The 19,641-nt window shown below is 60.3% G+C and carries 20 protein-coding genes; 15 read left to right on the forward strand and 5 right to left on the reverse strand.

Features of this window, described 5'->3' with window-relative positions; genetic code table 11:
• Positions 1-15 precede the first annotated feature (15 nt).
• From JJN09_RS27000 to JJN09_RS27010, 3 genes are all read right to left on the reverse strand, one after another.
• Positions 16-384 carry a type II toxin-antitoxin system RelE/ParE family toxin gene (locus JJN09_RS27000; RefSeq protein WP_368388970.1) on the reverse strand — a complete coding sequence of 123 codons (369 nt, stop codon included), beginning with the start codon at positions 382-384 and terminating at the stop codon, positions 16-18.
• A complete protein-coding gene (locus JJN09_RS27005) occupies positions 290-484 on the reverse strand; it encodes a stability determinant (RefSeq protein ID WP_192558187.1) in 195 nt (64 codons plus the stop codon). The genes JJN09_RS27000 and JJN09_RS27005 overlap by 95 nt, the downstream gene beginning before the upstream one ends.
• A 255-nt stretch (positions 485-739) precedes the next feature.
• On the reverse strand, positions 740-1,687 hold the full coding sequence (locus JJN09_RS27010; protein ID WP_249484498.1) for a transporter: 948 nt from the start codon (positions 1,685-1,687) through the stop codon (positions 740-742).
• 212 nt (positions 1,688-1,899) lie between these two features.
• Between JJN09_RS27010 and JJN09_RS27015 the strand changes: the two genes are divergently transcribed.
• Entirely contained in the window at positions 1,900-2,937 is a 1,038-nt protein-coding gene (locus tag JJN09_RS27015) for an AraC family transcriptional regulator (RefSeq protein ID WP_249484499.1), read from the forward strand.
• Between the two features lie 638 nt (positions 2,938-3,575).
• On the opposite strand, the gene JJN09_RS27020 is transcribed toward JJN09_RS27015, so the two are convergent.
• Positions 3,576-4,256, reverse strand: coding sequence for an alpha/beta family hydrolase (locus tag JJN09_RS27020; RefSeq protein ID WP_249484500.1), 681 nt, complete (start codon positions 4,254-4,256; stop codon positions 3,576-3,578).
• A gap of 95 nt (positions 4,257-4,351) precedes the next feature.
• On the opposite strand from JJN09_RS27020, the gene ccoN (JJN09_RS27025) reads away from it, so the two are divergent.
• The 14 genes from ccoN (JJN09_RS27025) to hemN all read left to right on the forward strand — a co-directional run bounded on the left by ccoN (JJN09_RS27025) (position 4,352) and on the right by hemN (position 19,139).
• Positions 4,352-5,776, forward strand: coding sequence for a cytochrome-c oxidase, cbb3-type subunit I (gene ccoN / locus JJN09_RS27025; RefSeq protein ID WP_007960356.1), 1,425 nt, complete (start codon positions 4,352-4,354; stop codon positions 5,774-5,776).
• Positions 5,777-5,786: 10 nt separating this feature from the next.
• Positions 5,787-6,395: a cytochrome-c oxidase, cbb3-type subunit II gene (gene ccoO, locus JJN09_RS27030; protein WP_007960355.1), complete on the forward strand. Its 609-nt coding sequence runs from the start codon at positions 5,787-5,789 to the stop codon at positions 6,393-6,395.
• 5 nt (positions 6,396-6,400) lie between these two features.
• A complete protein-coding gene (locus JJN09_RS27035) occupies positions 6,401-6,598 on the forward strand; it encodes a cbb3-type cytochrome c oxidase subunit 3 (protein WP_102717705.1) in 198 nt (65 codons plus the stop codon).
• Positions 6,595-7,548 (forward strand): cytochrome-c oxidase, cbb3-type subunit III, encoded by a 954-nt coding sequence (ccoP, locus tag JJN09_RS27040; protein ID WP_249484501.1) that lies wholly within the window; start codon positions 6,595-6,597, stop codon positions 7,546-7,548. Before JJN09_RS27035 ends, ccoP (JJN09_RS27040) begins: the two co-directional genes overlap by 4 nt.
• A 481-nt stretch (positions 7,549-8,029) precedes the next feature.
• The gene (gene ccoN, locus JJN09_RS27045; protein ID WP_085711942.1) at positions 8,030-9,472 is read left to right on the forward strand and encodes a cytochrome-c oxidase, cbb3-type subunit I; all 1,443 of its coding nucleotides are present in this window, start codon (positions 8,030-8,032) and stop codon (positions 9,470-9,472) included.
• Positions 9,472-10,080: a cytochrome-c oxidase, cbb3-type subunit II gene (gene ccoO, locus JJN09_RS27050; RefSeq protein ID WP_007905434.1), complete on the forward strand. Its 609-nt coding sequence runs from the start codon at positions 9,472-9,474 to the stop codon at positions 10,078-10,080. The genes ccoN (JJN09_RS27045) and ccoO (JJN09_RS27050) overlap by 1 nt, the downstream gene beginning before the upstream one ends.
• 5 nt (positions 10,081-10,085) lie before the next feature.
• The gene (locus JJN09_RS27055) at positions 10,086-10,271 is read left to right on the forward strand and encodes a CcoQ/FixQ family Cbb3-type cytochrome c oxidase assembly chaperone (protein ID WP_003175465.1); all 186 of its coding nucleotides are present in this window, start codon (positions 10,086-10,088) and stop codon (positions 10,269-10,271) included.
• The gene (ccoP, locus tag JJN09_RS27060) at positions 10,268-11,251 is read left to right on the forward strand and encodes a cytochrome-c oxidase, cbb3-type subunit III (protein WP_249484502.1); all 984 of its coding nucleotides are present in this window, start codon (positions 10,268-10,270) and stop codon (positions 11,249-11,251) included. Before JJN09_RS27055 ends, ccoP (JJN09_RS27060) begins: the two co-directional genes overlap by 4 nt.
• A gap of 556 nt (positions 11,252-11,807) precedes the next feature.
• Complete coding sequence (ccoG, locus tag JJN09_RS27065) at positions 11,808-13,223, forward strand: cytochrome c oxidase accessory protein CcoG (RefSeq protein ID WP_249484503.1); 1,416 nt, start codon at positions 11,808-11,810, stop codon at positions 13,221-13,223.
• A gap of 11 nt (positions 13,224-13,234) precedes the next feature.
• The gene (locus JJN09_RS27070; RefSeq protein ID WP_249484504.1) at positions 13,235-13,774 is read left to right on the forward strand and encodes a FixH family protein; all 540 of its coding nucleotides are present in this window, start codon (positions 13,235-13,237) and stop codon (positions 13,772-13,774) included.
• Between the two features lie 425 nt (positions 13,775-14,199).
• Positions 14,200-16,650: a heavy metal translocating P-type ATPase gene (locus JJN09_RS27075; RefSeq protein ID WP_249484506.1), complete on the forward strand. Its 2,451-nt coding sequence runs from the start codon at positions 14,200-14,202 to the stop codon at positions 16,648-16,650.
• Between the two features lie 22 nt (positions 16,651-16,672).
• The gene (gene ccoS, locus JJN09_RS27080) at positions 16,673-16,885 is read left to right on the forward strand and encodes a cbb3-type cytochrome oxidase assembly protein CcoS (protein WP_102686960.1); all 213 of its coding nucleotides are present in this window, start codon (positions 16,673-16,675) and stop codon (positions 16,883-16,885) included.
• Positions 16,878-17,561: a sulfite exporter TauE/SafE family protein gene (locus JJN09_RS27085; protein WP_210553588.1), complete on the forward strand. Its 684-nt coding sequence runs from the start codon at positions 16,878-16,880 to the stop codon at positions 17,559-17,561. The genes ccoS and JJN09_RS27085 overlap by 8 nt, the downstream gene beginning before the upstream one ends.
• 195 nt (positions 17,562-17,756) lie before the next feature.
• Positions 17,757-19,139, forward strand: a complete 1,383-nt coding sequence (hemN, locus tag JJN09_RS27090) for an oxygen-independent coproporphyrinogen III oxidase (RefSeq protein ID WP_249484508.1) — start codon at positions 17,757-17,759, stop codon at positions 19,137-19,139.
• Here hemN and JJN09_RS27095 read toward each other — a convergent pair.
• Positions 19,136-19,618, reverse strand: coding sequence for a hypothetical protein (locus JJN09_RS27095; RefSeq protein WP_249484510.1), 483 nt, complete (start codon positions 19,616-19,618; stop codon positions 19,136-19,138). The genes hemN and JJN09_RS27095 overlap by 4 nt on opposite strands.
• Positions 19,619-19,641: the final 23 nt, after the last annotated feature.

Genomic DNA, 19,641 nt, shown 5'->3' on the forward strand with positions numbered 1-19,641 from the left:
TTGGCCGCCCTTTTTTTATGGCGATGAGGTCCGTGGGTATTGTCGTCGGGTGTGGACTAACGTCAATATCCTGATGCGCCCGTTCACCCGATAGACCAGCAGATAGTTTGGATTGATCACCATTTCCCGAGTGCTTGGCACTCGACCGGACCGGTAACCATAGGGGATTGATGAAAGCCTTTTCGTTGCTGCACCAACCTTGTGTTGCAGAGCAACTGAAGCGTTTGAGTTGTATTGTTCAATGTAATCAATAATGTCAGCCAGATCGTTCAGAGCTTGATCGCTCCATTCAAGCAGCAGCGCGGCGCTTCCTGCGCATCTCTTCCAGCATCTGGTCGAGCATTGCCATAGCTTCATCATGGGGAATGCCAGGGCTGGGATCATCGAGAGCCTCCTGAACCTTGGCACGAAACCAGCGATCGTAGCTCTCTGCCTCTTCTTCGGATTCGAAGTCAGAGTAAAACGGGGAATGCAATATGCTCATAGTGATCTCCGTGATCAATTTCAGCAGTCTAAGGGGGGATTGGCCCATTGTCGTCACTGGCAGACGATGCACTCCATGAGCCCTTGAAGAACCATGAAGCTGCGGGATCCAGTATCTGCAAACACCCCCTTTGAAATCTGCCGGACGTTTCTCTCCGTTGTCCGGCAATCTCGACCGCCGCTGTAGGCCTATTCCTCCTCTTTGTTTTTCAGGTTTCCAGCCTACAAATCTGCGCGCGCCTTCCTACAAATGCACTCAGAACGCATACGGAATACTCACTTTCGCCCACAACATTTCCCCCTCCGGCCGGTTCTCCACGTCGAACTCCTTGGCCCAGCGAATTTCGGCGCTGGCGTACTTGAGGAAGGTGAAATGCAGCGCCGGGCCGATGGCGAAGACCTGGCCGCGCACGCCGTCGTCTACATCCTGGCCGGCGAACTGCACGGTGTGGCCGAACTGTTTGTCGTCGGTGGTCTGCTCGAGGTAGTAGCCGTTAATGCCGAGCATCAGGTCGTCGGTGACCTTGTAGCTGGCCGAGTAATCGAAGTGGAAGATCTGCCCGGACTTGTAGTCGGTGTCCTTGTTCTTCTCGTTGAAGCTGTAGGTGGTCTTCATCGACACCTCGGTCTTGTCCGTCGGCAGCCAGGTGAAGGAGAACAGCGGCTTGTAGGTGTAGAAGTTGTTGCTGGTGTTGGCCAGGCGATCGACGCTGTATTCGCCGGTGGGCACGGTGATTTCCAGGGCGGCGCCGAGGGTCAGGTTCTTGCCCATGTCCCACAGGATGATCGGCGCGATGGTGGTATCGCCCATGCCTTCGCGGGTGTCGCTCAGGCCGAACACCGACACTTCTTGCTTCAGCCACGGCTGGGCGATGTAACCGGCCAGACGTCCACCGAACACCCGTACCGGGCTCAGATAATCGATGCGCGGGATAACGGCGGTGGATTCGATTTCGACATTCGGCACCTTGCCGCCGAACGAGCTGATGTTGAGTTTGGTCGCCTTGTAGTGGTTGTAGTAGAGGTTGAAGGCAACCATGTTCTCGGGAAGGCTGTCGACTTCCAGCGGCAGCATGAAGAAGCCGTCGGTGCCGGTGCCGATGTTATCGACGCCGGCTTCGGTGGCCAGCGCCGGCAGGGTCGCGGCGCAGCCGAGCAGGCTCAGCGCCAGTCGCACAGGGAATGTCGCGCGGTTCGGGGTCATGTCCGTCCTCATTATTATTGTGTTTGGGCGCACCGCCGGCGCGCAGGACGCCCGGCCACTATAGAAATAAGCCCTTGGCGCACGCCGGGGCAGGGTATTGGCGGACACGGAAGGGGGCTTCTGCGGACACTTCGTCAACCCTGTGCTAACTTCCTTCGACATAACCGGTAACAAAAATAACAATTTCAGCGTGATCCGGAATGTCAGCCCCCATGAACGCAAAACTCCAAGACCCCACCTTCGATCTGGCGCTGGTGTCGCCATTTCTCCTGCAAACCCTGGCCGACGTCGCCGCCAACAAGGGTATTGAGGCCGAAAGCCTGTGTCGTGGCCTCGGTTTCACCTTCGAAGACCTGCAGGATCCTTCGCAGCGCATCTCCTACCGCCAGGCCGTGGCCATGATTCAGCGAGCGCTGAAAGCTTTGCCCAATCAGGGGCTGGGCCTGTGGGTCGGCGCGCAGAACGTGCTCGGTACGCTGGGCCTGCTCGGGCACGTGCTGTCGCTGTGCAAGACCTTGCGCGATGCGTTCGAAATCGGGGTTCGGCATCAGCACACTTCAGGCGGGATCGTCGTTTCCAGCGTCGATGTGGTGGGTGATCAGGTGTACGTCGACGTCGAATGCCGACTGCCATTCGCCGAGGTGCAGGTATTTGCCGTTGAAGAGTTTTTCGCCAGTCTGCTGGTTTACGGTCGGGCGCTGGTGGGCGAGACGTTCAAGCCGATTGCCGTGGAGTTCATGCATGCGGCGCCGCATTACGTTGATGAATACCGGCGGCTGTTGGGGCCGGAGGTACGCTTCGGTTGCCTGCACAATCGCATGCTGATCGACGTGCAATGGCTGGATGTGAACCTGCCCAATCATCATTCGCTGGCGCTGCGTCAGGCGGTCAAACTGCTGGAGCTGGAAGCGGCGCAGGTGCATCAGAAACTCGATCTGATCCAGGCTGTGGAGCGGGCGATTGTCCGGGACCTGAGCCGGGGCAGCCACATTGAAAAGATCGCCGGCGACTTGAACATGAGCAGTCGTACTTTGCGTCGGCGGCTGACTGAACATTCGCTGACGTTTGAAGCGCTGCTGGAGCAAGTGCGCCAGGCGCGCACGATGAGTCTGTTGGCCAATCCTGATATGCCGATTGAGCGGATTACCGAAGAGGTCGGCTATAGCGATGTGCGCAGCTTTCGTCGGGCGTTCAAGCGTTGGACGGGGAAGAGTCCGAGTGCGTGGCGCATAGAGAGTTCTGTGATTTGACTTGAGATCGATTCGACTGACCGAGGTGTTTGGACGAGGTACGCCGACGTGGGATACCGAGTTGAACTCAGGTTTTGAACAGCACTTCAATCGGCCTCTCACCTAAGGAAGAGGGACTGACCGAGGTGTTTGGGCGAGGTACGCCGACGTGAAGTACCGAGGTGAACTCTGGCCTTAAAAAGCAAACATCCCGCTTCTCACCACTCAACAGGATGAGCGTTAGCTCGGCTGCAGCTTTTGATCTTGATCCACGGGCGACGTCGGAAGGCTGAGTGGAGGGATTCGTCCGGGGGTGGGAGCGCAGCGACCGTTTGGCGAAGCCAAACACATCGAGAGGAGGTGCAGCGAAGCAAACCGTAGGCGATGCCCCCCGGATGAATCCCGGAGCGAAGGAACCCCGAGCCTTAGCGAGCGGGCCGGACGTAGGAGCAAGCGTTTTTTTGCTTACTTTTTTTAGGCGTTTGTAAAAAAAGTGAGTCGCCGTAAGGGCGAAACCCTAGGTGGGCTTGACCGCAGCAATGGATATGCACACAGATCGAAAAGTGTGTCGCGTTCAAGATCTACCCCCTCACCCCAGCCCTCTCCCCCAAGGGGGCGAGGGGAAAGGGAGCCGATCTTCATGCGGTTCAAAATCTCGATCAGTGCTTGAGAAACGCGGCCACCTTCTGCGCGGCGGCAGCCAAATGCTGCTCATGCGTAAACCCGGAAACCTTGAGCGGCTTCAAATCATGATCCCCGGCCGCCAACCAAAACACTTCAATACTCGGCGATAAGGAATACCCTTCGACAGCGTCCCGATTGCCAAGCGCATCCCGCTCGCCCTGAACAATCAGCGTCCGAGTCTTCAACCCAGCCAAATGCTCAACCCGTGGCTTCTCCGGTTTCCCAACCGCATAAAACGGATACCCCAGACAAACCAATGCATCAGCGCCCAACTCGTCCGCCAAGAGACTGGCCATCCGCCCCCCCATCGACTTCCCGCCAACCGCCAAAACCCCAGCGACATGACGTCGCACTTCAGCGAAAACCTCACGCCAGCACTCCTGCAATTTCCCCGCAGGATTCGGCGGCCGCTTAACCCCATCAACCCGCCGCTGCGCCATATAAGGAAACTCAAACCGCAACACGTTGATACCAAGCCCGGCAAGGCGCCCAGCCATATCGTTCATCCAGTCGCTATCCATCGGCGCCCCCGCCCCATGCGCAAGAATGAGCGTCGCCGAAGCCTCACCAACAGCGGCATCCCAAAGCCACCCGTGATCCCGCAGGCACTGCGCCCATTGATCCCCGTCAATACTGGCCTTGTGCTGTTTGTCCATGCTTGCCTCGCTTTTAGTCTGCCTATAACTCCAGGCGAAGGATTCGCGGCGTTTTCTGCGCGCGCTCACTTCGGCTGAACCGTGGATGGGGAACCATGAACACTTCTATCAGTACCGCCTACAACTACAAGGTGGTCCGCCAATTCGCCATTATGACGGTGGTGTGGGGCATCGTCGGCATGGGGCTCGGGGTTTTTCTCGCGGCTCAATTGGTCTGGCCCGAACTCAACTTCAACCTGCCGTGGACCAGCTTCGGACGCCTGCGCCCGCTGCACACCAACGCGGTGATCTTCGCGTTCGGCGGCTGTGCCTTGTTCGCCAGTTCGTTCTACTCGGTGCAACGCACCTGCCAGACCCAACTGTTTGCGCCGAAAATTGCCGCCTTCTGCTTCTGGGGCTGGCAACTGGTGATCCTGCTGGCGGCCATCAGCCTGCCGCTGGGTTACACCAGCTCCAAGGAATACGCCGAGCTGGAATGGCCGATCGACATCCTGATCACCATCGTCTGGGTCGCCTACGCCATCGTGTTCTTCGGCACGATCATGCAGCGCAAGACCAAGCACATTTATGTGGGCAACTGGTTCTTCGGCGCGTTCATCATCACCGTGGCGATCCTGCACATCGTCAACAACCTTGAGTTGCCGGTGAGCTTCACCAAGTCCTACTCGGTGTACGCCGGTGCAACCGACGCGATGGTGCAATGGTGGTACGGCCACAACGCCGTAGGCTTTTTCCTCACCGCCGGTTTCCTCGGGATGATGTACTACTTCGTGCCGAAGCAGGCCGAACGTCCGGTGTATTCGTATCGCCTGTCGATCGTGCACTTCTGGGCGCTGATCACCCTGTACATCTGGGCCGGCCCGCACCACTTGCACTACACCGCGCTGCCGGACTGGGCGCAGTCGCTGGGCATGGTGATGTCGCTGGTACTGCTGGCGCCAAGCTGGGGCGGCATGATCAACGGCATGATGACCCTGTCGGGCGCCTGGCATAAGTTGCGCAGCGACCCGATCCTGCGCTTCCTGGTGGTGTCGCTGGCGTTCTACGGCATGTCGACCTTCGAAGGTCCGATGATGGCGATCAAGACCGTCAACGCCCTCTCCCACTACACCGACTGGACCATCGGCCACGTACACGCCGGCGCGCTCGGCTGGGTGGCGATGATTTCCATCGGCGCGCTGTATCACATGATCCCGAAAATCTTCGGCAAAGAGCAGATGCACAGCATCGGCCTGATCAACGCGCACTTCTGGCTCGCGACCATCGGCACCGTGCTCTACATCGCTTCGATGTGGGTCAACGGCATCGCCCAGGGCCTGATGTGGCGTGCGGTGAACGAGGACGGCACGCTGACCTACTCCTTCGTCGAAACCCTGGTGGCCAGCCACCCAGGCTTCGTCGTGCGGCTGATTGGCGGGGCGATCTTCCTCAGCGGCATGTTCCTGATGGCTTACAACACCTGGCGCACCGTGCGGGCCTCGCAGCCTGCTGACGTCGTTGCTGCCGCGCAGATGGCCTGAGGAGTCCGCCATGAAACACGAAACGATTGAAAAGAACGTCGGCCTGCTGATGCTGCTGATGGTGTTCGCCGTGAGCATCGGCGGCCTGACCCAGATCGTCCCGCTGTTCTTCCAGGACGTGACCAACAAACCGGTGGAAGGCATGAAGCCCTACACCGCGCTGCAACTGGAAGGCCGCGACATCTACATCCGCGAAGGCTGCGTCGGTTGCCACTCGCAGATGATCCGTCCGTTCCGCGCCGAAACCGAACGCTACGGGCACTATTCGGTGGCCGGCGAGAGCGTGTGGGATCACCCGTTCCTGTGGGGCTCGAAACGTACCGGTCCGGACCTGGCCCGGGTCGGCGCGCGTTACTCGGATGACTGGCACCGTGCGCACTTGTACAACCCGCGCAACGTCGTGCCGGAATCGAAAATGCCGGCCTACCCATGGCTGGTCACTCAACCGGTCGACAGCAGCCACACCGAAACCAAGCTCAAGGTCATGCGCACCCTCGGCGTGCCGTACACCGATGACGACATCAGCGGCGCGGTGGCCAGCCTCAAGGGCAAGACCGAAATGGACGCCCTCGTCTCCTACCTGCAAGTGCTTGGCACTGCGATCAAGAGCAAGAGGTGAGCCCGATGGTCATTGAAATGAGCGCGGGCCTCATACGAGGCCTCGGCACGGTCGTGGTGTTCGTGGCCTTCGTCGGCCTGACCCTGTGGGTGTTCAACCGCAAGCGCACGCCGGAATTCGCCGAAGCGCGCCTGCTGCCGTTTGCCGACGAGCCGCAACCCGACACTACCCAAGCTAATGAAACAAGGAGTACCCGGCCATGACCACCTTCTGGAGTACGTGGATCTGCGTACTGACCATCGGCAGCCTGATCGGCCTGACCTGGCTGCTGGTCGGCACCCGTCGGGGCGAAACCAAGGGCAGCGTCGACCAGACCATGGGCCACAGCTTCGACGGCATCGAGGAGTACGACAACCCGCTGCCGCAGTGGTGGTTCATGCTGTTCGCCGGCACGCTGGTGTTTTCCGTGGGCTATCTGATCCTTTACCCGGGCCTGGGCAACTGGAAAGGCATCCTGCCCGGCTACGAGGACGGCTGGACCGGCGTCCACGAGTGGGAAAAGGAAATGAGCAAGGCTGACGCCAAGTTCGGGCCGATCTTCGCCAAATTCGCCGCCATGCCGGTGGAAGAAGTGGCGAAGGATCCGCAGGCGCTGAAAATGGGTGGCCGTCTGTTCGCCTCCAACTGCTCGGTGTGCCACGGCTCGGATGCCAAGGGCGCCTTCGGCTTCCCCAACCTCGCCGACCAGGACTGGCGTTGGGGCGGCAGTGCCGAGACGATCAAGACCACCATCATGGGTGGCCGGGTCGCGGCGATGCCGGCCTGGGGCGAGTCACTCGGTGAGGCGGGGGTGAAAAACGTCGCGGCGTACGTGCGTCACGAACTGGCCGGGCTGCCACTGCCGGCGGACAACAAGGCGGACCTGCAAGCAGGACAGCAGACGTTCAGCACCATGTGCGTAGCCTGTCATGGGGCAACCGGCCAGGGCACTGAAGCCATGGGTGCGCCGAATCTGACGCACCCGGCCGGATTCATCTATGGCACCAGCCTGACTCAGCTTGAGCAGACCATTCGCCATGGCCGTCAGGGCCACATGCCGGCTCAGAACGAGCTGCTGGGCAACGATAAAGTGCAATTGCTGGCGGCTTATGTGTACAGCTTGAGCCATGGATTGAATACAGAAAAACTGATTACTGAAGACAACAAACAGTAATCATTGAGTACAACACTGCCGCACGTTTCCAGTGCGGCAGTTTCCAGCCTCTTTGCGACGCATTGTCGCACCCCTTCACACCCTCTCCTTTCAGTTACCCGGATTCGGGTCTACGCTTGCTCGATGCGGACTGGCCCGTGCCGGTTCCAGGTCGACCCTGAGCGAGGCGTTGAACGAATCGGCTGACTGACATGGCCGCAAAGGCCGGTAGATACCGGCTGTCGTGCCGATTACCGTCCGTCACCCGAACCGAGCGTTCGAACACACCCCGTTACATCCGACCGGGACCCCTCGCTTTTTTCGTCCGCTGCGACATTTTGCCCGAGGGCAATTTTGTCCTTACGCGGCGCATGGAAAGGCCGCAGAATCAGCGTTGGAAAGCATTGACCCAGGTCATGGCGCGTTGCATTGACCCCCTGCTTTCTACATACTTGCGGCCGATTTTAATCCTAATAAAACACCCAAACCGTGGAACCTTAGAATGAGCACAGCAATCAGTCCGACTGCTTATAACTATAAGGTAGTCCGCCAGTTCGCCATCATGACGGTGGTCTGGGGGATCCTTGGCATGGGGCTCGGTGTCTTCATCGCCTCGCAACTGGTCTGGCCGGAGTTGAACTTCGGTCTGCCGTGGACGAGCTTTGGACGCCTGCGCCCGTTGCACACAAACCTGGTGATTTTCGCCTTCGGTGGTTGTGCACTGTTTGCCACTTCCTACTATGTCGTGCAGCGAACCTGCCAGACGCGACTGATTTCCGACAGCCTCGCGGCCTTCACCTTCTGGGGATGGCAAGCGGTCATCGTCGGCGCGATCATTACCTTGCCGCTGGGTTACACCACCACCAAGGAATACGCGGAACTGGAATGGCCCCTCGCCATTTTGCTGGCCATTGTCTGGGTCACTTACGGTCTGGTGTTCTTCGGCACCATCACCAAGCGCAAGACCAAGCACATCTACGTGGGTAACTGGTTCTACGGCGCGTTCATCGTCGTGACGGCGATGCTGCATATCGTCAACCACGCCTCGCTGCCGGTCAGTTTCTTCAAGTCCTACTCGGCCTACGCCGGTGCGACCGACGCGATGATCCAATGGTGGTACGGCCACAACGCCGTGGGCTTCTTCCTGACCACCGGTTTCCTGGGGATGATGTACTACTTCGTGCCGAAACAGGCCGAACGTCCGATCTACTCCTATCGCCTGTCGATCGTGCACTTCTGGGCACTGATCACCCTGTACATCTGGGCCGGCCCGCACCACCTGCACTACACCGCACTGCCGGACTGGGCACAATCGCTGGGCATGGCCATGTCGATCATCCTGCTGGCACCAAGCTGGGGCGGCATGATCAACGGCATGATGACCCTGTCGGGCGCCTGGCATAAGCTGCGCACCGACCCGATCCTGCGCTTCCTCGTGGTTTCGCTGGCGTTCTACGGCATGTCGACCTTCGAAGGTCCGATGATGGCGATCAAGACCGTCAACTCGCTCTCGCACTACACCGACTGGACCATCGGCCACGTACACGCCGGCGCGCTCGGCTGGGTAGCGATGATCTCGATCGGCGCGATCTACCACATGATCCCGAAACTGTTCGGCCGAGCGCAGATGCACAGCGTCGGTCTGATCAACGCACACTTCTGGCTCGCGACCATCGGTACCGTGCTGTACATCGCTTCGATGTGGGTCAACGGCATCACTCAAGGCCTGATGTGGCGTGCAATCAACGACGACGGCACCCTCACCTACTCGTTCGTCGAAGCGCTGCAGGCCAGCCACCCTGGCTACATCGTTCGTGCCCTGGGCGGTGCGTTCTTCGCCAGCGGCATGTTCCTGATGGCCTACAACGTGTGGCGCACCGTTCGCGCCTCGGACCCGGCTGAAGCTGAAGCCGCCGCCAAGATCGCCGTAGTTGGAGCTCACTGATGAAGCATGAAGCTGTCGAGAAGAATATTGGCCTGCTGGCCTTCTTCATGGTCATCGCCGTCAGCGTCGGTGGCCTGACCCAAATCGTTCCGCTGTTTTTCCAGGACGTCACCAACAAGCCGGTCGAAGGCATGAAGCCGCGTACCGCCCTTGAACTGGAAGGCCGCGACGTTTACATCGCCAACGGCTGTGTCGGCTGCCACTCGCAGATGATCCGTCCGTTCCGTGCCGAAACCGAACGCTACGGCCACTACTCGGTCGCCGGTGAAAGCGTCTGGGATCACCCGTTCCTGTGGGGTTCCAAGCGTACCGGCCCGGACCTGGCCCGTGTCGGCGGTCGTTACTCCGATGACTGGCAGCGTGCGCACTTGTACAACCCGCGCAACGTCGTGCCTGAGTCGAAAATGCCGGCTTACCCGTTCCTCGTGGAAAACAAGCTCGACGGCAAAGACACGGCCAAGAAAATGGAAGTGTTGCGCACGCTCGGCGTCCCTTACACCGACGAAGACATTGCCGGTGCAAAAGACGCTGTGAAGGGTAAAACCGAAATGGACGCGCTGGTGGCCTATCTGCAAGGCCTGGGCACCATCATCAAAAGCAAACGGTGATCTGGATGGATATCGGGATGATTCGAGGCCTGGGCACCGTTGTCGTGATGGTTGCCTTCATCGGTCTGGCGTTGTGGGTGTTCAGCCCCAAGCGCAAGTCGGAGTTTGAAGACGCGACCTTGCTGCCCTTCGCGGATGATCCCGAAGCCATCAAGCACGTCGAGCAAGCTTCTAGGAGTAACAAAGAATGACTACATTCTGGAGTCTGTACGTCACAGTCCTCAGTCTCGGTACGATCTTTTCCCTGACCTGGCTGTTGCTGTCGACCCGCAAGGGTCAGCGCGCCGAGCAGACCGACGAGACGGTCGGCCACTCCTTCGACGGGATCGAGGAGTACGACAACCCGCTGCCGAAATGGTGGTTCATGCTGTTCGTGGGCACCATCGTCTTCGCTCTGGGTTATCTGGTGCTGTACCCGGGTCTGGGCAACTGGAAAGGTCTGTTGCCGGGCTACAACTACCTCGATAACGACAAGCAGACCGCGTTCGCCAACGGCCAGACCGGCTGGACCGGCGTTCACGAGTGGGAAAAGGAAATGGCTCGTTCGGATGCCAAGTTCGGTCCGATCTTCGCCAAGTTCGCGGCCATGCCGATCGAAGAAGTCGCGAAGGATCCGCAAGCCCTGAAGATGGGAGGCCGTCTGTTCGCCTCCAACTGCTCGGTCTGCCACGGTTCCGACGCCAAGGGCGCTTATGGCTTCCCTAACCTGACCGACGCCGACTGGCGCTGGGGCGGCGAGCCGGAAACCATCAAGACCACCATCATGGGCGGTCGTCACGCCGTGATGCCGGCCTGGGCTGAAGTGATCGGTGAGCAAGGCGTGGCCGACGTGGCGGCATTCGTGCTGACCAACCTCGATGGCCGCAAGCTGCCGGAAGGTACTAAGGCAGATCCGGCCAACGGCCAGAAACTGTTCGCCGCCAACTGCGTGGCCTGCCACGGTCCGGAAGGCAAAGGCACGCCAGCAATGGGCGCCCCTAACCTGACCCACCCGGCTGCATTCATCTACGGTTCGAGCTTTGCCCAACTGCAGCAGACCATCCGTTATGGCCGTCAGGGCCAGATGCCTGCTCAGGAACAACTGCAAGGCAACGACAAGGTTCACCTGCTGGCGGCTTATGTTTACAGCCTGTCCCACGGTGAAAAACCAGCGGAAGCCGAGGCGCAGTAAGGCCAACGCTTGAAGCAAAAAAAGGCCCCGTCAGTTAGAACTGACGGGGTCTTTTTGTTTGGGCAGTGGCACAAACCTGATTGCGCTCGAGTGAAATGCTGAATACCTTGAACCCAAGCCAATTCAGCGGAGGCGAATATGGACAACGGTTCAGAATATTGTTCAAAAAAACGAATACCGAGTGCGCAACCTCCGCAGCCGAATACGTATTCCGGACTTACTCTGGCGGACTCCACGCCCTCTGTCGCCAGGGAGCAGCCGACGATCGTCGATCTGTTGCGCATGCCTGAAAACACCATAAGGTTTCGTAGCAAACGCGCGATAATCCTCACAAGGCATGCCTTCGACTGACCTGCCTGAGACGAAAATTCGTCCATACTCCACAAGTCAATTGATTCAGGTCATTACACCATCAATTGATTTCCCCCAACGCGACCAAAGGTCGCACCCGTTCGTCGGCATGACAGGCGTATCATTGCGCCACTGCAACACCCCTTTTTGACCCCGGCCGGCACGTATCGACCGAGGCATTTTTCCACTGCCGTGGGATGCAATGATGAGTAATCAGATTCCGGTACACGACGTCACGCCCCCCAACAAGAACGCGAACAACAGCGTCGACCTTTACGCCTCTCGAGAAAAAATCTACACCCGTGCTTTCACCGGTCTGTTCCGCAATCTGCGGATGATGGGCGGCGCTGCCTTGTTCCTGTTGTATTTCGGAACGGTGTGGCTGAACTGGGGCGGCCATCAGGCGGTGTGGTGGAACCTGCCGGAACGCAAATTCTTCATTTTCGGCGCGACCTTCTGGCCGCAGGATTTCATTCTGCTCTCGGGTCTGTTGATCATTGCCGCGTTCGGCCTGTTCTTCATCACCGTGTATGCCGGCCGGGTCTGGTGTGGCTATACCTGTCCGCAAAGCGTGTGGACGTGGATTTTCATGTGGTGCGAAAAGGTCACCGAAGGCGACCGCAACCAGCGCATCAAGCTCGACAAGGCGCCGATGAGCGCCAACAAGTTCCTGCGTAAACTTTCCAAGCACGCGCTGTGGCTGCTGATCGGTTTCGTCACCGGCATGACCTTTGTCGGCTACTTCTCGCCGATCCGCGAACTGGTGTTCGAATTTTTCACCGGCCAGGCCGATGGCTGGTCGTATTTCTGGGTCGGTTTCTTCACCCTTGCCACCTACGGCAACGCCGGCTGGTTGCGCGAGCAGGTGTGCATCTACATGTGTCCGTACGCGCGTTTCCAGAGCGTGATGTTCGACAAAGACACGCTGATCGTTTCCTACGACCCGCGTCGCGGCGAAAGCCGTGGCCCGCGCAAGAAAGGCGTCGACTACAAGGCCCAGGGGCTGGGCGACTGCATCGACTGCACCATGTGCGTTCAGGTCTGCCCGACCGGCATCGACATCCGCGACGGTCTGCAGATCGAGTGCATCGGCTGCGCCGCCTGCATCGACGCCTGCGACAGCATCATGGACAAGATGGATTACCCGCGCGGACTGATCAGCTACACCACCGAACACAACCTGTCCGGCCAGAAGACTCATAAACTGCGTCCACGCCTGATCGGCTATGCCGTGGTGCTGCTGGCGATGATCAGTCTGCTGGTGACGGCCTTCTTCATGCGTTCGCTGGTAGGTTTCGACGTCAGCAAGGACCGCGTGCTGTACCGTGAAAACGCGGAAGGTCGAATCGAAAACGTCTACAGCCTGAAGATCATGAACAAGGATCAGCGCGACCACACCTACCTGCTGGAAGCCGCCGGGTTGCCGGACCTGCGCCTGCAAGGCAAGCGCGAGATCAAGGTGCCGGCCGGGGAAATCTTCAGCATGCCGGTCGAATTGTCGAGCGCACCCGAACAACTGCCGTCGAGCACCAACGAGGTGAAGTTCATCCTCAAGGATGCCGATGACGACAACGTCCACGTTGAAGCCAAGAGCCGGTTCATCGGCCCACAAAATCGTTGAGAGAACTGAACATGCCCGCAGCAAACGCCGCAAGCCCTTGGTACAAGCATCTATGGCCATGGATCATCATCGGGATCCTGGCCTGCTCGGTGACCCTGACCCTGTCCATGGTGACCATCGCGGTAAACAACCCGGACAACCTGGTCAACGACAACTACTACGAGGCTGGCAAAGGCATTAACCGTTCGCTGGATCGCGAACTGCTGGCGCAGACCCTGAAGATGCGCGCCAACGTGCGTCTGGATGACGTGACCGGTGAAGTCGATCTGCGGTTGAGCGGCAACAGCCAACCGAAGACCCTTGAGCTGAACCTGATTTCGCCGACTCAGCCGGACAAGGACCGCAAGATTGTCCTGACCCGTAGCGAGACCGAAACCGGCCGCTACATTGGCCAGTTGAGCGACAAGGTCGAAGGTCGCCGGTTTGTTGAACTGCTGGGTTCGCAGGACGATCACGTGTGGCGGATGTTTGAAGAAGAAGTGGTCAGCCATGACAAGGATTTGTTGCTGGGTGATGAACCGCTGCAGGGTGCTGAAGACCTGAAGAAGTAAGCAGTCTGCAAGTGCCCCCTCACCCTAACCCTCTCCCCCAGGAGAGGGAACTGATCTCGGGTGCTTATAAATTCGATGTACACCAGTGCCGATAGCGCTGACTGAACCTGAAAATCCGGCCTCCACCGATCGCCCCCTCCTCCTACGGGAGAGGGAACTGATCTCGGATGTTTGGATAATCGATGTATGCCAGTGACGATAGCGCTGACTGAACCCATTTTTCCGGATCGCATCAATCGGCCCCCTCCCCCTGGAGAGGAAACTGATCTCGGGTGTTTAAATAATCGATGTATACCAGTGACGATAGCGCTGACTGAACCCATTTTTCCGGCTCACATCAATCGGCTCCCTCTCCCTCCGGGAGAGGGCTGGGGTGAGGGCAAGCGGACCACTCGATTCCAAGGGTTTATCCCCTCGACAATGCCATGACCACCCCCATCCCCTGCTACCACTGTGCCCTGCCCGCCCCGTCCGGCAGCCGCTTCACCGCCGTCGTGCTCGGGGAGTCCCGCGAGTTCTGCTGCCCCGGCTGTCAGGCCGTGGCCGAAGCCATCGTCGCCGGCGGCCTGGAAAGCTACTACCAACACCGCAGCGAAGCCTCGGCCAACCCCGAAGCACTGCCGGTGCAACTGGTCGATGAGCTTGAGCTATACGACCGCGCCGACGTGCAGCAACCTTTCGTGCGCCACGAAGGCGAACTGGCCGAAACCACACTGTTGATGGAAGGCATCAGCTGCGCCGCGTGCGGCTGGCTGATCGAGAAACACCTGCGCACCCTGCCCGCCGTGGCCGAAGCGCGGCTGAACCTTTCCAATCATCGCCTGCACGTACGCTGGGCCGACGCACAATTGCCGCTGAGTCAGATCCTCGCCGAACTGCGCCACATCGGCTACGCCGCGCACCCGTATCAGGCCGACCGCGCCAGCGAACAACTAGCCAGCGAAAACCGCCTCGCCCTGCGTCAACTCGGTGTCGCAGGGCTGCTGTGGTTCCAGGCGATGATGGCGACCATGGCGACATGGCCGGAATTCAACATCGACCTCAGCCCCGAGTTGCACACCATCCTGCGCTGGGTCGCGCTGTTCCTCACCACGCCGATTGTGTTCTACAGCTGCGCGCCGTTTTTCAAAGGTGCGATGCGCGATCTGCGCACCCGTCATCTGACGATGGATGTCTCGGTGTCGCTGGCCATCGGCGCGGCGTATGTTGCCGGGATCTGGACCTCGATCACCGGGGTCGGCGAGCTGTATTTCGATGCAGTGGGCATGTTCGCGCTGTTCCTCTTGGCGGGGCGCTACCTGGAACGCCGCGCCCGGGAACGCACCGCCGCCGCCACCGCGCAACTGGTCAATCTGTTGCCGGCTTCGTGCCTGCGCCTCGATGACGCCGGCCAGAGCGAACGTATCCTGCTCACTGAATTGCGCCTCGGTGATCGAGTGCTGGTTCAGGCAGGTTCGATCCTGCCGGCGGACGGCAAGATCCTCGACGGCCAGTCGAGCATCGATGAATCCCTGTTGACCGGCGAATACCTGCCCCAGCCGCGCACGCTGGGTGATGCCGTCACCGCCGGCACGCTGAACGTGGAAGGCGCGCTGACCGTCGAAGTGCAGGCGCTGGGTCAGGACACACGGCTGTCGGCCATCGTTCGCCTGCTGGATCGCGCCCAGGCGGAAAAACCGCGACTGGCGGAAATCGCTGACCGCGCCGCCCAGTGGTTCCTGTTGTTGTCGCTGATTGCGGCCGCCGCGATTGGCCTGTTGTGGTGGGAACTGGATTCTTCGCGGGCATTCTGGATCGTCCTCGCCATGCTGGTCGCCACTTGCCCGTGCGCGTTGTCGCTGGCAACGCCGACCGCACTGACAGCCGCCACCGGCACCCTGCACAAACTCGGCCTGCTGTTGACGCGCGGCCATGTGCTGGAAGGCTTGAACCAGATCGACACGGTGATTTTCGACAAGACCGGAACGCTTACTGAGGGACGTCTGGTGCTGCGTTCGATCCGCCCGCTCAGCGCACTCGACAGCGATCAGTGCCTGAGTCTGGCTGCCGCGCTGGAGAACCGATCGGAACACCCGATTGCCCGGGCCTTCGGCCGCGCGCCGCTGGCCGCCGAAGAGGTTCACAGCACGCCGGGACTGGGGCTTGAAGGATTGGTCGGCGAACAACGTCTGCGCATCGGCCAGGCGGATTTTGTCTGCGGCCTCAGCGGCGCGCCTGTGCCGTCGATGCCCGATGAACCGGGCCAATGGTTGTTGCTCGGTGACGCTCAGGGACCACTGGCCTGGTTCGTCCTAGATGATCGCCTGCGCGCCGACGCTCCCGCGCTGCTCGCAGCATGCAAGGCCCGCGGCTGGCACACGCTGCTGCTGTCGGGCGACAGTTCGCCGATGGTCGCCAGTGTCGCCGCCGAGCTGGGCATCGACGAGGCCCGGGGCGGTTTGCGTCCGGATGACAAGCTGCAAGTGCTGCAACAACTGCACAAGGCCGGCCGCAAGGTGTTGATGCTCGGCGACGGCGTCAATGACGTGCCGGTGCTGGCCGCCGCCGACATCAGCGTGGCCATGGGTTCGGCCACTGATCTGGCGAAAACCAGTGCCGATGCGGTGCTGCTGTCCAACCGGCTCGACGCGCTGGTGCAAGCCTTCACGCTCGCCCGCCGCACACGCCGGGTGATCATCGAGAACCTGTTGTGGGCCGCGCTGTACAATGGCCTCATGTTGCCGTTCGCCGCCCTCGGCTGGATCACTCCGGTATGGGCCGCCGTCGGTATGTCGATCAGTTCGCTGACCGTGGTCCTCAACGCCCTGCGCCTGACTCGCCTGCCGAGTGCGCCGGCCGTCAGCGCCACGTCAGAAACCCGCCCGCTGCCGGCCTGAGCCGCGCGGGCATGGAGTACAGATGCCAGCTCTCTACGTGATGATCCCGGCCGCGCTGCTGATCGTGGCCATCGCCGTTTACATCTTCTTCTGGGCGGTGGACAGCGGCCAGTACGATGACCTCGACGGTCCGGCCCACAGCATCCTGTTCGACGATCAGGACCCGAACCACACCGCTGCGGTGGATGAAGCCAACCCGACAAAACCGGACGACAAGGCGCCACCCCATGCTTGAACTGGCGCCGCTGTTGGTGTCTGCGCTGATTCTCGGCCTGCTCGGCGGCGGGCATTGCCTGGGCATGTGCGGCGGACTGATGGGTGCGCTGACCCTGGCAATTCCCAAGGAGCAACGCAGCCGACGCTTTCGACTGCTGCTGGCCTATAACCTCGGGCGAATTCTCAGCTATGCCACGGCCGGATTGCTGATCGGTCTGGCGGGATGGGCGGTGGCCAACAGTCCTGCGGCGCTGTTCATGCGCGTGCTCGCCGGATTGCTGCTGATTGCCATGGGCCTGTACCTGGCGGGCTGGTGGAGCGGCCTGACCCGCATCGAAAGCCTCGGTCGCGGACTTTGGCGCTACATTCAGCCTGTCGCCAATCGCCTGCTGCCGGTGTCGAGCCTGCCCCGCGCTTTACTGCTTGGCGCACTGTGGGGCTGGCTGCCGTGCGGGCTGGTTTACAGCACGTTGCTGTGGTCGGCCAGTCAGGGCAATGCACTGGACAGCGCCTTGCTGATGCTCGCCTTCGGGCTCGGCACCTGGCCGGTATTGCTGGCGACCGGCCTCGCCGCCGAACGAGTCACGGCGCTGTTGCGCAAACGCAGCGTGCGCATGACCGGTGGATTGCTGGTAATCCTGTTCGGCATCTGGACCCTGCCGGGGCCGCACCAGCACTGGCTGATGGGACACTGATCGGCGGCGCGACCATCGCGAGCAAGCTCGCTCCCACAGGTTTTGTGTACGCCACAAATCTCCTGTGGGAGCGAGCTTGCTCGCGATGGGGCCGCATGACTTATACAAATCCTACCCGTTGATACAAATCAAGATGCCCCGCCGCGCCCTCCCCTAGACTCGCCACACTGCCAGCCTATCCGGGGGAATGCCCGCATGCTCGACGCCATTCGTTGGGACACCGATTTGATCCGCCGCTACGACCTGGCGGGGCCGCGCTACACCTCGTATCCGACGGCCGTGCAATTCAACAGTCAGGTCGGCACCTTCGACCTGTTCCACGCCCTGCGCGACAGCCGCAAGGCGCTACGCCCGTTGTCGCTGTACGTGCACGTGCCGTTCTGCGCCAACATTTGCTACTACTGCGCCTGCAACAAGGTCATCACCAAGGATCGCGGCCGCGCCCTGCCGTATCTGCAACGGCTCGAGCAGGAAATCCAGCTGATCGCCTGCCACCTCGACCCGGCGCAGAAAGTCGAGCAACTGCACTTCGGCGGCGGCACCCCAACCTTTCTAAGCCACGACGAATTGCGGCAACTGATGGCGCACCTGCGCAAACACTTCAATCTGCTGGATGACGATTCTGGCGATTACGGCATCGAGATCGACCCACGCGAAGCCGACTGGTCGACCATGGGCCTGCTGCGCGAACTGGGCTTCAACCGGGTCAGCATCGGCTTGCAGGATCTCGACCCGGCGGTGCAACGCGCAGTCAATCGCCTGCAAAGCCTGGAAGAAACCCGCGCGGTGATCGACGCGGCGCGCACCCTGCAATTTCGCTCTATCAACATTGACCTGATCTACGGTTTGCCCAAACAGACCCCGGAGAATTTCGCCCGCACCGTCGAGGAAGTCATCAGCCTGCAACCGGATCGGTTGTCGGTGTTCAACTACGCACACCTGCCGGAACGCTTCATGCCGCAGCGGCGGATCAACGGCAACGAACTGCCGAGCCCGACGCAAAAACTGGAAATGCTGCAACGCACCATCGAACAACTGACCGCCGCCGGCTATCGCTACATCGGTATGGATCACTTCGCCCTGCCCGACGATGAGCTGGCGATTGCCCAGGAAGAATCGACCCTGCAACGCAACTTTCAGGGCTACACCACCCACGGTCATTGCGACCTGATCGGCCTGGGCGTGTCGGCCATCAGCCAGATCGGCGACCTGTACTGCCAGAACAGCAGCGACCTCAATCAATACCAGAACACCCTTGCGGGTGCGCAACTGGCCACCAGCCGTGGCCTGGTGTGCAACACCGACGATCGCCTGCGCCGCGTGGTGATTCAGCAACTGATCTGCAATTTCAGCCTGGACTTCGCCGAGATCGAGCGCAGCTTCAACATCGATTTTCAGGGCTACTTCGGCGCGCTCTGGCCGCAGTTGCAAGGTATGGCAAAGGACGGGCTGATCGAACTGGATCGCGAACGGATCAGCGTGCTGCCGGCCGGACGTCTGCTGGTGCGTTCGGTGTGCATGGTGTTCGACGCGTATCTGGAGCAGCAGAATCGCCAGCGCTTCTCGCGGGTGATTTAGTTCTTCATCAGCAGCGCGTTGGTTTTCAAGTTCTGGTCAGCGTTCAGGCCCGATTGGTCGATGACCTTGGCCAGCGACAGGTTGGCGGTGATCAGACCGTTGTTGAGGGCGGAGATGGCACCTTTGAGGGCAGCGATCTTGGCGAATCGCTCTTCGTTGGAGAGGGTCTTGTTGGCCATCAGCGCGTTGATCTGGGCGTTCTTCTCGGCGATCTGCTGGCGAAACTTGCGAATCATCTTCAGCAATTGCTGGACGTTTTCCGGCAAGCCGCTTTCTTCGATATCGCGGTTTTTCCCGCCGGAACCGGCGGATTTTTCAATGGCGGCACCGGACAGCGACACTTTGACGCCCTCGACCAAGGTCGGGGTTCCCAATGATGCCGCGTCTGTGCCGGACTCATCGGCAACGGAGGTTTCAGCACTTTCCAGCAACGACGCAACGCCACTGTTACCGGGGGTCAGCGTACCAATAGCAGTCATCGAAGCGGTTCCTTGCATGCCGT

This window comes from Pseudomonas sp. HS6 (genome assembly GCF_023375815.1).
In the GTDB taxonomy this organism is placed as follows: domain Bacteria; phylum Pseudomonadota; class Gammaproteobacteria; order Pseudomonadales; family Pseudomonadaceae; genus Aquipseudomonas.